This window comes from Streptomyces sp. NPDC052043 (genome assembly GCF_044548235.1).
Classification (GTDB): Bacteria; Actinomycetota; Actinomycetes; order Streptomycetales; family Streptomycetaceae; genus Streptomyces.
On record NZ_JBIUBT010000012.1, the window covers coordinates 221,363 to 234,866 of the forward strand.

The 13,504-nt window shown below is 70.8% G+C and carries 11 protein-coding genes; 1 reads left to right on the forward strand and 10 read right to left on the reverse strand.

Annotation, left to right across the window (positions count from 1 at the left end):
* Positions 1-107: 107 nt before the first annotated feature.
* The 3 genes from glmS to ACIHCX_RS28375 form a co-directional block, all read right to left on the reverse strand.
* On the reverse strand, positions 108-1,925 hold the full coding sequence (gene glmS / locus ACIHCX_RS28365) for a glutamine--fructose-6-phosphate transaminase (isomerizing) (RefSeq protein ID WP_400034323.1): 1,818 nt from the start codon (positions 1,923-1,925) through the stop codon (positions 108-110).
* A gap of 13 nt (positions 1,926-1,938) precedes the next feature.
* On the reverse strand, positions 1,939-2,196 hold the full coding sequence (locus ACIHCX_RS28370; RefSeq protein WP_189705630.1) for a hypothetical protein: 258 nt from the start codon (positions 2,194-2,196) through the stop codon (positions 1,939-1,941).
* 159 nt (positions 2,197-2,355) lie between these two features.
* Complete coding sequence (locus ACIHCX_RS28375) at positions 2,356-3,267, reverse strand: DUF4429 domain-containing protein (protein WP_400034325.1); 912 nt, start codon at positions 3,265-3,267, stop codon at positions 2,356-2,358.
* Positions 3,268-3,391: 124 nt separating this feature from the next.
* On the opposite strand from ACIHCX_RS28375, the gene ACIHCX_RS28380 reads away from it, so the two are divergent.
* Positions 3,392-4,981, forward strand: a complete 1,590-nt coding sequence (locus ACIHCX_RS28380) for a beta-N-acetylhexosaminidase (protein WP_400034327.1) — start codon at positions 3,392-3,394, stop codon at positions 4,979-4,981.
* A 74-nt stretch (positions 4,982-5,055) separates the two neighbouring features.
* Here the strand turns inward: ACIHCX_RS28380 and ACIHCX_RS28385 are convergent, their stop codons facing one another.
* The 7 genes from ACIHCX_RS28385 to ACIHCX_RS28415 form a co-directional block, all read right to left on the reverse strand.
* On the reverse strand, positions 5,056-6,825 hold the full coding sequence (locus ACIHCX_RS28385; RefSeq protein WP_400034329.1) for an IucA/IucC family protein: 1,770 nt from the start codon (positions 6,823-6,825) through the stop codon (positions 5,056-5,058).
* Entirely contained in the window at positions 6,822-7,352 is a 531-nt protein-coding gene (locus tag ACIHCX_RS28390) for a GNAT family N-acetyltransferase (RefSeq protein ID WP_400034331.1), read from the reverse strand. The genes ACIHCX_RS28385 and ACIHCX_RS28390 overlap by 4 nt, the downstream gene beginning before the upstream one ends.
* Positions 7,349-8,632, reverse strand: a complete 1,284-nt coding sequence (locus tag ACIHCX_RS28395) for a lysine N(6)-hydroxylase/L-ornithine N(5)-oxygenase family protein (protein WP_400034333.1) — start codon at positions 8,630-8,632, stop codon at positions 7,349-7,351. The genes ACIHCX_RS28390 and ACIHCX_RS28395 overlap by 4 nt, the downstream gene beginning before the upstream one ends.
* Positions 8,616-10,058, reverse strand: a complete 1,443-nt coding sequence (locus ACIHCX_RS28400) for a pyridoxal phosphate-dependent decarboxylase family protein (RefSeq protein WP_400034335.1) — start codon at positions 10,056-10,058, stop codon at positions 8,616-8,618. Before ACIHCX_RS28400 ends, ACIHCX_RS28395 begins: the two co-directional genes overlap by 17 nt.
* A gap of 128 nt (positions 10,059-10,186) precedes the next feature.
* On the reverse strand, positions 10,187-11,041 hold the full coding sequence (locus ACIHCX_RS28405) for a siderophore-interacting protein (protein WP_400034337.1): 855 nt from the start codon (positions 11,039-11,041) through the stop codon (positions 10,187-10,189).
* Between the two features lie 83 nt (positions 11,042-11,124).
* A complete protein-coding gene (locus ACIHCX_RS28410; RefSeq protein WP_400034339.1) occupies positions 11,125-12,177 on the reverse strand; it encodes an ABC transporter substrate-binding protein in 1,053 nt (350 codons plus the stop codon).
* Between the two features lie 166 nt (positions 12,178-12,343).
* On the reverse strand, positions 12,344-13,504 hold the full coding sequence (locus ACIHCX_RS28415) for an acyl-CoA dehydrogenase family protein (RefSeq protein WP_400034341.1): 1,161 nt from the start codon (positions 13,502-13,504) through the stop codon (positions 12,344-12,346).

Consider the following 13,504-nt stretch of genomic DNA (forward strand, 5'->3'; position numbering starts at 1 on the left):
GTGGGGGCTGGTCGCGCCCACGCGGCGGAGCCGCATGTCGATACAGCCCCGCGCCCCTGGGGCGCCCCTTCGGGGCGATCTGTCAGGGCACCGTTAACTACCTGCTCTTACTCCACCGTTACCGACTTGGCCAGGTTGCGGGGCTTGTCGATGTCTCGACCCAGGGTCAACGCCGTGTGGTAGGAGAGGAGTTGGAGGGGGATGCCCATGAGGATCGGGTCCAGTTCGTCCTCGTTCTTGGGCACGACGATCGTCTCGTCGGCCTTCTCCTGCTCCTGGTGGGCGACGGCCAGGATCTTGCCGCTGCGGGCCTTGATCTCCTCCATGGCCGCGCGGTTCTTCTCCAGCAGGTCGTCGTCCGGCACGATCGCCACCGTCGGCAGCGCGGGCTCGATCAGGGCCAGCGGACCGTGCTTGAGCTCGGAGGCCGGGTACGCCTCGGCGTGGATGTAGGAGACCTCCTTGAGCTTCAGGGAGGCCTCACGGGCCACCGGGTAGCCCCGGACCCGGCCGATGAAGAGCATCGAACGGGCGTCGGCGTAGTCCCGGGCCAGCCGCTCGATCTCCTCCTCCTGCTTCATGATCTCGGAGATCTGGGACGGCAGCTTGCGCAGGCCCTCGATGATCCGCTTGCCGTCGCGCACCGACAGGTCGCGGATGCGGCCCAGGTGCAGGGCGAGCAGCGCGAAGGCGACGCAGGTGTTGGTGAAGCACTTGGTGGACACCACGCAGACCTCGGGGCCGGCGTGGACGTAGATGCCGCCGTCCGCCTCGCGGGCGATGGCGGAGCCCACCACGTTGACGACGCCGAGCACCCGCGCGCCCTTGCGCTTGAGCTCCTGCACGGCGGCCAGCACGTCGTACGTCTCACCGGACTGGGAGACCGCGACGTACAGCGTGTCGGGGTCGACCACCGCGTTGCGGTAGCGGAACTCGGAGGCCGGCTCGGCGTCGGCGGGGATGCGGGCCAGCTCCTCGATCATCTGGGCGCCGATCATGCCCGCGTGGTAGGAGGTGCCGCAGCCGAGGATCTTCACCCGGCGCACCGCGCGCGCCTCGCGGGCGTCGAGGTTGATGCCGCCGAGGTGCACGGTGGCGAACCGGTCGTCGATCCGGCCGCGCAGCACCCGGTCCACGGCCTCGGCCTGCTCGTGGATCTCCTTGTGCATGTAGGTGTCGTGGCCGCCCATGTCGTAGGAGGCGGCCTCCCACTCCACGGTGGTCGGCTCGGCGGTGGTGCGGGTGCCCTCGGTGGTGTACGTGCGGAAGTCGTCGGCCTTGAGGGTGGCCATCTCGCCGTCGTCGAGGGTGACGATCTGCCGGGTGTGGGTGACCAGCGCGGCGATGTCGGAGGCGACGAACATCTCCTTCTCGCCGATGCCGAGCACGACCGGCGAGCCGTTGCGGGCCACCACGATGCGGTCGGGGAAGTCGGCGTGCAGGACGGCGATGCCGTAGGTGCCCTCGACCAGGCGGACGGCGGCGCGGACCTTCTCCTCCAGCGTTTCCGCCTCGGAGCGGGCGATGAGGTGGGTGAGCACCTCGGTGTCGGTCTCGGAGAGGAACTCCACGCCGTCCGCCTGAAGCTTGCGGCGCAGGTCGGAGGCGTTGTCGATGATGCCGTTGTGCACGACGGCGACCTTGTTGTCGGCCGACATGTGCGGGTGGGCGTTCGCGTCGGAGGGGGCGCCGTGGGTGGCCCAGCGGGTGTGGGCGATGCCGGTGGTGCCCTTGAAGCGCGCCGGGACCTTGGCCTCCAGGTCGCGGACCCGGCCCTTGGCCTTGACCATCTTCAGGCCGGCCGCCTTCGGCGAGGTGACGGCGATGCCCGCCGAGTCGTAGCCGCGGTACTCCAGGCGCTGAAGGCCTTCCAGGAGCAGCGGGGCGACGTCACGCTTGCCGATGTATCCGACGATTCCGCACATGTACAGGTATCCCTCAGCCGTAGACGATCCGGCGCAGCTGCCGGAGGGAGAGCTCCGGCGGTGCCACCGCGCGGTACTTCAGGTCCGCCCCGATCCGTTCGAAGATCTCCGCGTTCACCAGGCCCTGGGCCTGGAGCTCGCGGTGGCGGCGACGGACGAACTCCTCGGTCGTCTCGTCGAAGTAGGCGAGCACGTCCTGGACCACCCGCAGCGCCTCGCCCCGGTTCAGGGGCGTGGACCGTGTCAGGTGATCAACAAGTTCGTCGTGCACCCGGTGGATTCTGGAGTAAGGGACGGGCTTTCGCAAGAAACCTGCCCGATTTCGGGCAGGGGTGCGCCGATGGGGTGGTGGGGGTGCCGGGTGCGGAGGTGGTGAGGGGTGCCGGGTGCGGAGTGCGGGGGTGCGGGGGCGGTGTCGCCCGGACGGTTCTCACAGGCGTCTGAGGACCGCCTGCTTGGCCAGGGTGAACTCCTCGTCCGTCAGTACCCCCGCGCGGTGCAGTTCGCCGAGCTCGCGCAGCCGCCGCAGCAGGACGTCGTGGTCCTCCTCGGTCCCGTCCGCACCCCGGTCGGCGGGGGCCTCCACCGGCGCGGGCCCGCCGGGCACGGCCCCGTCCGCGGGCACGGCGCCGTCCACGGGCGCGGCCGGATGCGGCAGCCGGGCCTGCACGGCCGCCGCGACCAGCGCCATCAGCGGGTCCTTCTTGAAACCCCACAGCTCCACGGCGTTCGGGTCGTGCTTGGGCGGGACGTCGGCGGGCGCGCCCCGCACGGTGAGGCGCAGGAAGCCGTTCTCCAGCCCGGCGGCGGGCAGCCACTCCACCGCGGTGATGTCGGCGAGCGCCAGTGTGCGGGCCCCGCCCGCGGCCTTGGCGTCCTCCGTCTTCCAGTTCCACTCCAGACGTACCCGCTCGCCGTCGAAGCTCGCCGTGCCGTCCCCGGCCGACACCGACAGGGGCAGCGCGGGACCGGGCAGCAGGTACTCCGTCACCGGGCTGGAGGGCACCTGCTCCAGCCGCAGGGCGTCACGGACCACGTCCACGAGGTACTCGGCGACGCCGTAGCGCTCGGGCTCGACCAGCAGCTGATAGGGGTCGTGCGGCTCGGGCAGCCGGCCCGCGGTCGCGTGCAGCAGCGGATCGGCGCCGTCACGCAGCCGCAGCCTGAGCCGCCCGGCCCGCTTGCCCTGCTCGAACGACACGCCCGCCAGAGCGGCGAGCGGTACGCGGATCTCACCCAGGGTCCGTCGCAGCAGACCGACGTTCTTGTCCCGTCCCGGAGTCAGTCTCAGGGCGTCGCCGTCCAGCACCCACGTGCCGTCGTTCTGGATGATTTCCGTCATGGGGAGATTGTTTCACCGCATCTGCGAGAGAGTGGTCTATACCGTCGGGGCTCCCAGAGTCCCGAGCCGAACGAAGGGAGCGCATGTGAGACGGCACCACAGCACGACTCCCCGAGGAATCCGGATGCCCAGGACGAGCCGAGCCCTGGGCGCGCTACTGCTCGCGGCGGCGGCCGGGGCCTTCGCCGTGGGCGCCGCGCCCGCCGGCGGTGCGGCGCCCACGGCGGCCGCGACGCCGCTCGGCCAGGTGGTCCCGGCCCCCGCCTCCGTCCATGCGGGCGGGAACCCGTATCGCATCACGGCGGGCACCCACATCCGCGTCGACGACTCCCGCGAGGCGCGCCAGGTGGGCGAGTACCTCGCGGACGTCCTGCGGCCCTCCACCGGCTACCGCCTGCCGCTGACCACCCAGGGTCGCGGCGGCATCCAGCTGCGGCTGGCCAAGGGGTCGTACGGAGCCGAGGGCTACCGGCTGGACAGCGCGGCGAGCGGGGTGACGATCACCGCGGGGGAGCCGGCCGGCCTCTTCCACGGCGTGCAGACCCTGCGGCAGCTGCTGCCCCCTTCCGTCGAGAGGAAGTCCGTGCAGCCGGGCCCGTGGCTGGTCGCCGGCGGCACCATCCAGGACAGCCCGCGCTACGCCTACCGGGGCGCCATGCTCGACGTCTCCCGGCACTTCTTCACCGTCACGCAGGTCAAGCGCTACATCGACGAACTCGCCCTCTACAAGATCAACAAGCTGCATCTGCACCTGAGCGACGACCAGGGCTGGCGCATCGCCGTCGACTCCTGGCCGCGCCTGGCGACCCACGGCGGCTCCACGCAGGTCGGCGGCGGCACGGGCGGCCACTACACCAAGGCCGACTACCAGGAGATCGTTCGCTACGCCGCCTCCCGCCATCTGGAGGTCGTCCCCGAGATCGACATGCCCAGCCACACCAACGCGGCCCTCTCCTCCTACGCGGAGCTGAACTGCGACGGCGTGGCACCCCCGCTGTACACCGGCACCGACGTCGGCTTCAGCTCCCTGTGCGTGTCCAAGGACATCACGTACGCCTTCGTGGACGACGTCGTCCGCGAGCTGGCCGCCCTCACCCCCGGCCGCTACCTGCACATCGGCGGCGACGAGGCGCACTCCACGAGCCACGACGACTACGTGCGGTTCATGGACCGGGTGCAGCCGATCGTCGCCAAGTACGGCAAGACGGTGATCGGCTGGCACCAGCTGACCGCCGCCACCCCGGCCAAGGGTGCGCTCGCCCAGTACTGGGGCCTGGACTCCACCAGCGCCGCGGAGAAGGCGCAGGTCGCCCAGGCGGCGCAGAACGGCACCGGGCTGATCCTGTCCCCGGCCGACCGGGTGTACCTCGACATGAAGTACACCAAGGACACCCCGCTCGGACTGGCCTGGGCCGGCTACGTCGAGGTGCAGCGGTCCTACGACTGGGACCCGGGCAGCTACCTGCCGGGCGCGCCCGCCTCCGCGGTGCGCGGTGTCGAGGCCCCGTTGTGGTCGGAGACCCTGTCGACCTCCGCCGACATCGACGCCATGGCCTTCCCCCGACTGCCCGGCGTCGCCGAACTCGGCTGGTCGCCCGCGGCCACGCACGACTGGAACACCTACCGGACGCGCCTGGCGGCCCAGGCGCCGCGCTGGGACGCGCTCGGGATCGGGTACTACCGCTCCCCGCAGGTGCCCTGGCCCGCGCGGTAGGCCGAACGGCCGAACACGGCGACGGGCACCCCGGAGGACCGTACTCCGGGGTGCCCGTCCGTCCGGGTCGGGGCTCAGCGCCCCGCGAGGGGGTTGCGCAGGGTCCCGACCAGCTGGAGCGCCCCGGAGGGGTCCGCGAGATCCACCATCTGCCGGTTGTCGCGCAACTGGAGCCGGTTGAGGCAGGACAGCGCGAACTCCGGGGCGAACAGGTCGTACTGCCGGAACTTCCCGGCGAGTTCCGGCACCGACTCCTGGTAGGCGCGGACCACCTCGGCGACCGTCCCCCAGAAGTCGTCCTCCTCCATGATTCCCTCGGTGGCCAGGCCCGCGGCCAGGAAGCGGAAGAAGCAGTCGAAGACGTCCGTGAACAGGGACAGCAGCTTCTTGTCCTCCGGGACCTCCACCCGGATCCGCCGCACCTGGGGCGGCAGCGCGGCGTCCGGGTCCAGCACCGCGATCTCCTCGGCGATGTCCTTGAAGACCGCCCGCCGCACCTCGCCGTCCTGGAGCACCAGGATCACGTTCTCGCCGTGCGGCATGAACACCAGGTCGTAGGCGTAGAAGCTGTGCAGGAGAGGAGTGAGGTAGGCGCGCAGATAGCCGCGCAGCCACTGCGTGGGGGAGAGCCCGGAGCGCTCGATCAGCGCCGCGGCGAACGACGCGCCCTCGTGGTCCACGTGGAGCAGCGAGGCCATGGTGGCCAGGGACTCGCCGTCCCGCAGCGAGGGCACCGGGCTCTCGCGCCACAGCGCGGCCAGCATCTTCCGGTACGGCGAGTAGCGGTCCGTCGCCTCCTCGTACTCCAGGTGCCGGTAGCCGACGGCCGCCCGCTCGCGGATGATCGTCAGACCGGTCGACCTCAGCACCGGGTCGTCGGCGATGAGCCGGGCCAGCCAGTCGTTGATGGCCGGGGTGGCCTCCATGTAGGCGGCCGACAGTCCGCGCATGAAGCCCATGTTGAGCACGGACAGCGCGGTCTTGACGTAGTGCCGCTGCGGGTTCGTGCGGTTGAAGAAGGTCCGGATGGACTGCTGGGCCAGGTACTCGTCGTCGCCCTCGCCGAGGCAGACCAGGTGCCGGCGGGCGATCTCGGCGGCGAAGGTGACGGTGAGCTTGTTCCACCACTGCCAGGGGTGGACGGGGATGAGCAGGTAGTCGGCAGGGTCGAGGCCCTGGTCGGTGAGCCGGGCGTGGAAGCGCTGGACGGTCCCGGGGCCCAGCTCCTCGCGCAGGAAGGCCTCGTACTCGATGCCGGCGCCCGCCGTGAACGCCGCCCGTGAGCGGTGCGCGGCCAGCCACACCAGCCGGACGGGGCTCGCGGTCTCGGGGGCGTACGACAGGTACTCGTGGACCCCGAAGCCGAGCCGCCCGTTGTTGGCGACGAAGCAGGGGTGGCCCTCGGTCATGCCGGTCTCGATGTCCTGGAAGGAGCCCTTCGCCAGCTCGGCGGAGGTGACCTGCGGCTTGGCCAGTTTGTAGCAGGTGCTCGCCAGGGTGGAGGAGATCTCCTCCAGGTAGATCGGGAGGATCTCGTCGCTCAGCCCCAGTGACGCCTTGAACTCGATGAAGAAGTCCAGTGCGGCGAGCGGCAGTTCGGCGCCTTCACGCCGGCGGGTGATCGAGTCCGGGTCCACCTGCCAGTGGTCGAGGGCGCGGCGGACGGCGGCGAAGCGGTAGTGGGTGATGCCGTCGTCGGTGGGGACGACCCAGTGGTCGCCGTCCGGGTGAGGAGCGAGCAGCCGCTCGTGCGTGAACTCGGCGAGCGCCTTGCGTATGAGCAGGCGGTTGGCCCTCTCCCAGCGCTCCGGGGAGAGGTGGGACACGGCGTCGGCGAGGGTCATGCCGTCACCCCCGGGGCCGGGGTGAACTGCTCCCGGGTGCAGAAGCTCAGCAGCGCCGTCTTCTCCGGCTTGTCGATCTCGCGCTCCGGCACGAACCCGACGGCCGTGTTCAGCGCCTGCACGGCCTTGTTGCGCACGTCGGGCTCCACGACGACCCGGCGCGTCGCCGGATCCTCGAACAGGTGCCGCAGCACGGCGGTGAGCACGGCGCGGGTGAACCCGTGCACGGGTGTGTCGGTCGGCGCGACCAGGAAGTGCATGCCGACGTCGCCGGGTTCCGGCTCGTACAGCCCCACCAGCTCGCGGTGGGCCGGGTCGTACCGCTCCATCAGGAAGGCGGGCTCGCCGTCGCGCAGGCCGAGGAAGGCGTCGTGGTGGCGGTCGGCGGCGATCTCGAGGTAGGCGCGCTCGACGTCCGTGAGCGTCGCGTCCTGCATCATCCAGAACGCCGCCTTGGGGTGGGTGACCCAGCCGTGCAGCAGCTCGGCGTCCTGCAGAGGGTCGAGCGGACGGATCGTGAAGGTCATACGGCGAACTCCTGGAAGGCGATGGTCTTCTCGACCGGGTAGTGCTCGGTGCCGAGCAGCTCGCGGATGATGCAGCTGTTGCGGTAGGCACCCATGCCCAGGTCGGGGCTGGTGATGCTGTGCGCGTGCACGCCGGCGTTCTGGAGGAAGACGCCCCGGCCGGTGACGTCGATCGCGTAGTTGCGGCCGATGTCGTGGTTGCCGTGGGAGTCGTAGCGCAGCCGGTCCCGGATCGGCTTCAGGAACTCGGGTTCGGTGTACCGGTAGCCGGTGGCCAGGACCAGGCCGTCGGAGCGCAGCTCGAAGTCCTTCCCCTGTTCGTCCTGGTGGAAGGTGAGGGTGTACGCGCCGTCGTGGTAAGTCGCCCGGGTGAGGGACGCGTTGGTGAGCAGGCGGGTGGGGACCGGGCCGCCGAGGTTCTTCTGGTAGAGCAGGTCGAAGATCTCGTCGATCAGGGTGCCGTCGATGCCCTTGAACAGGCCCTTGTGCTGCTCGGTGAGGCGGTAGCGGGTCTGCTCCGGCAGTGCGTGGTAGTAGTCGACGTATTCCGGGGAGGTCATCTCCAGCGTGAGCTTGGTGTACTCCAGCGGGAAGAAGCGCGGGGAGCGGGTGACCCAGTTCAGCCGGTAGCCGTGGACGTCGATCTCGCCGAGCAGGTCGTAGTAGATCTCGGCGGCGGACTGGCCGCTGCCGACCAGTGTGATCGACTCCTTGCGCTGGAGCGCCGCCTTGTGCTCCAGGTAGCGGGAGTTGTGCAGGAAGTCGCCGGTCAGGCCGCGGCAGGCCTCGGGGAGGTACGGGGGCGTGCCCGTGCCGAGCACCAGGCGGCGGGCGCGGTACGCGGCTCCGGTGTGCGTCCGCACGGTGTACAGCTCGTCGCCCTCGTCGTACGTCACCTCGGTGACCGTCGTGCCGAAGCGGACGCTGCTCAGCCGGGACGCCGCCCAGCGGCAGTAGTCGTCGTACTCGACGCGCAGCGGGTAGAAGTTCTCCCGGATGTAGAACGAGTACAGGCGGCCCTTCTCCTTCAGGTAGTTGAGGAAGGAGTAGGGGGAGGTCGGGTCGGCCAGGGTGACCAGGTCCGACAGGAACGGGGTCTGGAGGTGGGCGCCGTCGAGGAACATGCCCGAGTGCCATGCGAAGTCGGGCTTGGACTCCAGGAAGACGCCGCTCAGTTCGGCGATCGGCTCGGTGAGGCAGGCCAGGCCGAGGTTGAAGGGGCCCAGGCCGATGCCCACGAAGTCATGGGTCTCGTACGGGGCTTCAGGAGGCGCGGTCAAGGGACTCTCCCAGGTACTGCTCGGCGTGGCCGGCGATCAGGTCGAGGACGGCCGAGAGGTCGTCGGTCGTGGTCTCGGGGTTGAGCAGGGTGAACTTCAGGTAGTGGCGCCCGGCGACCTTGGTGCCCGCGACCACGGCGGCGCCGGAGGCGAACAGCGCCTTGCGGGCGTACAGGTTGGCGCGGTCGATCTCGGCCGGGTCGGTGACGGACGCCGGGAGGTAGCGGAAGACCAGGGTGGACAGCGCCGGTTCGACGACGACGTCGAAGCGCGGGTCGGCGGCGAGCAGCTTCCAGCCCGCGGCGGCCAGGTCGCACACCTCGTCGAAGAGCTGTCCGACGCCGTCGGCGCCCATCACGCGCAGGGTCATCCACAGTTTGAGGGCGTCGAAGCGGCGGGTGGTCTGGAGGGACTTGTCGACCTGGTTGGGGATGCGCTCGGTCACCGCGCGACGCGGGTTGAGGTAGTCCGCGTGATAGGTGGCGTGCCGCAGGACCGAGGCGTCCCGGACCAGCACGGCGGACGAACTCACCGGCTGGAAGAAGGACTTGTGGTAGTCGACGGTGACCGAGTCGGCGTGTTCGATGCCGGTGAGCAGCTTGCGCCGGGTGGGGGAGACCAGCAGGCCGCAGCCGTAGGCCGCGTCGACGTGCAGCCAGGTGCCGAACCGTTCGCACAGTCCGGCGATCTCGGGCAGCGGGTCGATGGAGCCGAAGTCGGTGGTGCCGGCGGTCGCGACCACCGCCATCGGGACCAGTCCGTCGCGGCGGCAGCGCTCCAGTTCACGGGCGAGCGCGAGGGTCTGCATGCGCTTGTCGTGGTCGACCGGGACGCGGACCACCGACTCGGGGCCCAGGCCGAGCAGTCGCGCGGACTTGCGCACACTGAAGTGGCTCGCCTCGGAGGTGAGGATCCGCAGCCTGGAGAGGTCGTCACTGCCGGCCTCCTCGCGGGCCAGCAGCAGGGCCTGGAGGTTGGACTGCGTGCCGCCGGAGGTGAACACGCCGTCGGCGTCGGGGCCGAGGCCGATGCGGGTGGCCGTCCAGTCGATGAGCCTGCGCTCGATCAGGGTGCCGCCCACCGACTGGTCCCAGGTGTCGAGGGAGGAGTTGACGGCGGACAGGATGGCCTCGCCGAGCACCGCCGGGATGACGACCGGGCAGTTGAGGTGGGCGAGGTAGCGGGGGTGGTGGAAGTAGACGGCGTCCCGGAGGTAGACCTCCTCCAGCTCGTCGAGGGCCGCCGTGGTGTCGTGCAGCGGCCGGTCCAGGTCGATCCGCTCGAAGCGGGGGGCGAGGGTGTCGGCGGTCACGCCGGTGAACGGCCGGTCGGTGGTGGCCAGCCGGGTGGCCACCCGCTCCACTCCTTCTTTCACGGACCGGCGGTAGTGCTCCGCGGTCAGGTCATTGAGCAGGTGTGAGCGCATGTGGGGGGTCCTCCGGTGGGGTGGGGACGGTCCGTGCGGGACGGGGAAGCGGCGCCGTACGCGCGACTCGGCTTAGGTTAGCCTAACCTAAGTTGATCTAGGTCAGGCGCACCCCAGTGTGACCGGCGTCACTCTTGCGCGCGCGACTGCTCCTCGCTCAGACCGTGCCGCCAGTAGCCCACGAAGGTGACGCGGCGCCGGTCGGTCCCGCGCTCGTCGACGAAGTGCCGGCGCAGCGCCCGGACGCAGCCGGACTCGCCCGCGAGCCAGACGTACGGCCGCGCGCCGGCGGGGAACCGGGTGCGGCGGAGGGCGTCGAGCGCCATCGGGGGCCCCTCCGGGCGGCCCGGTTCCCGCACCCGCCAGGTGATCTCGGCGTCGGCGTCGGTCGGCACGTCCTGGATGTCCCCCGGGTGCCGCACCTCCAGCCAGGCGCGCACCCGCGTGCCGGCCGGCAGGGACTCCAGGATCGCGGTCGCGGCGGGCACGGCGGTCTCGTCGCCCCACATCACCACCAGATCGGTGTCCTCGGGCGGGCGGAAGCGGATCGCCCGGTTGTCCGCGACCGCCGGGCCGAGCAGCAGGACGCGGTCGCCCGGCGTCGCGCGGGCGGCCCAGCGGGAGGCCGGGCCGGTGGGCGCGGCGGCGCCGGGCTCCAGGCCGTGCAGGGCGAAGTCGATGTCGATCTCGTCAGGTTCCCGGCGCAGGGACCGCAGGGTGTACGAGCGCATCACCGCCCGTACGTCGTCGGGGAGTTCGCGCCAGCCCTGCCACCAGTGGTCGCCCCGTTCAAGTGGTACCACCGGCGCGGACTGGCCCGGGTGCGGCAGGAACAGGGAGAGGGACTGGTCGCGCCCGTCGGAGTGGAAGGCGTGCAGGTCGGGTCCCTCGAAGGTGACCCGGACGAAAGACGGGCCGAGCCGCCTCGTCCGTACGACCTGGAGGGAGAAGAAACGGAACGGGGCGGCCACGGCCGTCGTCATGTGTGCTCCTGAGTCATCGTCAGGGTGCTTGTGCGTGGGGGGTGGGGATGGGGGTGGGGGTGGGGCGAGGGGGAGCGGGCCGGTCAGGCGACCTTCTTCGCCGTCTCGATGGCCTTCGCGAGGTCCTCGAGCAGCGGGGCGCACTTGTCGTACGACAGGATCGGCTCGGGGTTGCGGGCGATGACCTGGCCCGCCTTGACCGCGGGGAGCTTCTTCCAGGTGCCCTGGGTGATGTCGGCGGGCTGGATGGCCGAGGTGCGGTTGTCCATCATGATGATGTCCGCCGCGTACTTGTTGGCGTTCTCCCAGCTCAGGGACTCGTACCAGCCGCCGCCCTGCTTCTTGGCGCTCTCCGGGGGCTCGACGAAGTTCACGCCGAGGGCCTTGAAGTACTCCAGGTCGATGGAGAGGTGGGTGCCGGAGACGTAGAACAGGTCCTGGCTCGCGGAGCCCGCCAGCACCTTGATGTCCGGCTTCGCCCGGGCGGCGGCGCGCAGCCGGGCGGCCGCGTCCTCGAACCGCTTCCTGGCCTGCTTCACCTTGTCCCCGGTGACGTCCCCGCCGAGCGACTTGGCCAGCGCGAGCATGCGCTGAAGCGGCTCGGTCAGCTGCCGGTCGTAGACGGAGATCCCCACGGTGGGGGCGCCGACGGCGAGGATCTTCTTCTTCGACTCCTCCGGGACGTACCAGAGGGTGCCCGCGTCGTCGAACATGGTGGAGACGAGCAGGTCGGGGGCGAGGGACGCGTACTTCTCGATGTTGAACTGGCCCCACTCGTTGCCGAGCACCGTCACCTTGCTGACGTCCATGTCGCCGGCCTGCACATCGGCCGTGCCGTCCTTGGTCGTCGTCGGGCCGAAGACGCCCTCGACCCGGACGCCGTAGTCGTGCAGCGCGGCGGCGGCCCCGACGAAGGCGACGATGCGCGAGGGGACCTTGTCGGCCTTCACGGTCTGCCCGCGGTCGTCCTTGAAGGACCAGGGGCCCGACGCGTCGGCCGCCGCCTTGCCGCCGCCCGAGCCGCCGCTTTTCGCGTCGCCGTCACCGCAGGCTGCGAGCACGGCACCGAGGCCGAGGGCGCCGCCCGCGGCGAGGATGCCGCGGCGGGAGAGAAGGGTGGCACGGGCGTTGGGCATGGGTGTGACTGCTTTCGAACGGGGCGGAGCGCCCGCCGGACAGGTTCGAAGCTAGGTTAGCCTAACCTTAGTTCCTGTCCAGTGGGCGGGTCGCCGCGTCCGTGCCGGTCGGAGGGGCGGGCCGCCGTGCCCCGTGCCGGTCGGCGGCCCGTGCCCTGCCGGATCGTCAGTCCGTCAGGCCCAGCTCCCTCGCGATGAGCATCCGCTGCACCTCGCTCGTGCCCTCGCCGATCTCGAGGATCTTGGAGTCGCGCCACATCCGGGCCACCGGGTACTCGTTCATGAAGCCGTAGCCGCCGTGGACCTGTGTGGCGTCGCGGGCGTTGTCGACGGCGATCGTCGAGGAGTAGAGCTTGGCGAGGGCGGCCTCCTTCTTGAAGGGCTCGCCGGCCACCAGGCGGTAGGCGGCGTCGCGCCAGGCGAGACGGGAGGTATGGGCCTTCATCTCCATGTCGGCGATCTTGAACTGGATGGCCTGGTTGGAGCCGATGGGCCTGCCGAAGGCGTGGCGCTCCTTGGCGTACTTCACCGACTCGTCCACACAGCCCTGGGCCAGCCCGGTCGCCAGCGCCGCGATGGCGATCCGGCCCTCGTCGAGGATCCGCAGGAACTGCGCGTACCCGCGTCCCTCCTCGCCCAGCAGGTTCGCGGCCGGCACGCGGACGTCGGCGAAGGACAGCTCACGGGTGTCGGACGCGTTCCAGCCGACCTTCGAGTAGGCGGGCGCCACCGTGAAGCCGGGCGTGCCGGACGGGACGATGATCGCCGAGATCAGCGGGCGCCCGTCGGGCTTGCGGCCGGTCACCGCCGTCACCGTCACCAGCCCGGTGATGTCCGTGCCCGAGTTGGTGATGAAGCACTTGGTGCCGTTGATCACCCACTCGTTCGTGTCCGGGTCAAGGCGGGCCGTCGTGCGCGTCCCGCCCGCGTCCGAGCCGCCGTCGGGCTCGGTGAGGCCGAAGGCGCCCAGTATCTCGCCGGAGCACAGCCGCGGCAGCCACTCGCGCTTCTGCTCCTCGGTGCCGAAGAGGTGGATCGGCATGGCGCCGAGCGAGACCCCGGCCTCCAGCGTGATGGCGACCGAGGAGTCCACCCGGGCCAGCTCCTCCAGGGCGATGCCCAGCGCCAGGTAGTCGCCGCCCATGCCGCCGTACTCCTCCGGGAACGGCAGCCCGAACAGGCCCATGCGGCCCATCTCCCGGACGATCTCGTACGGGAACTCGTGCCGCTCGTAGAAGTCGCCGATCTTCGGGGCGACGACGTCGTGGGCGAACTGCTCCACCGTACGGCGGAGTTCCTCCAGCTCGGGGGTCAGGCGGTGGTTCAT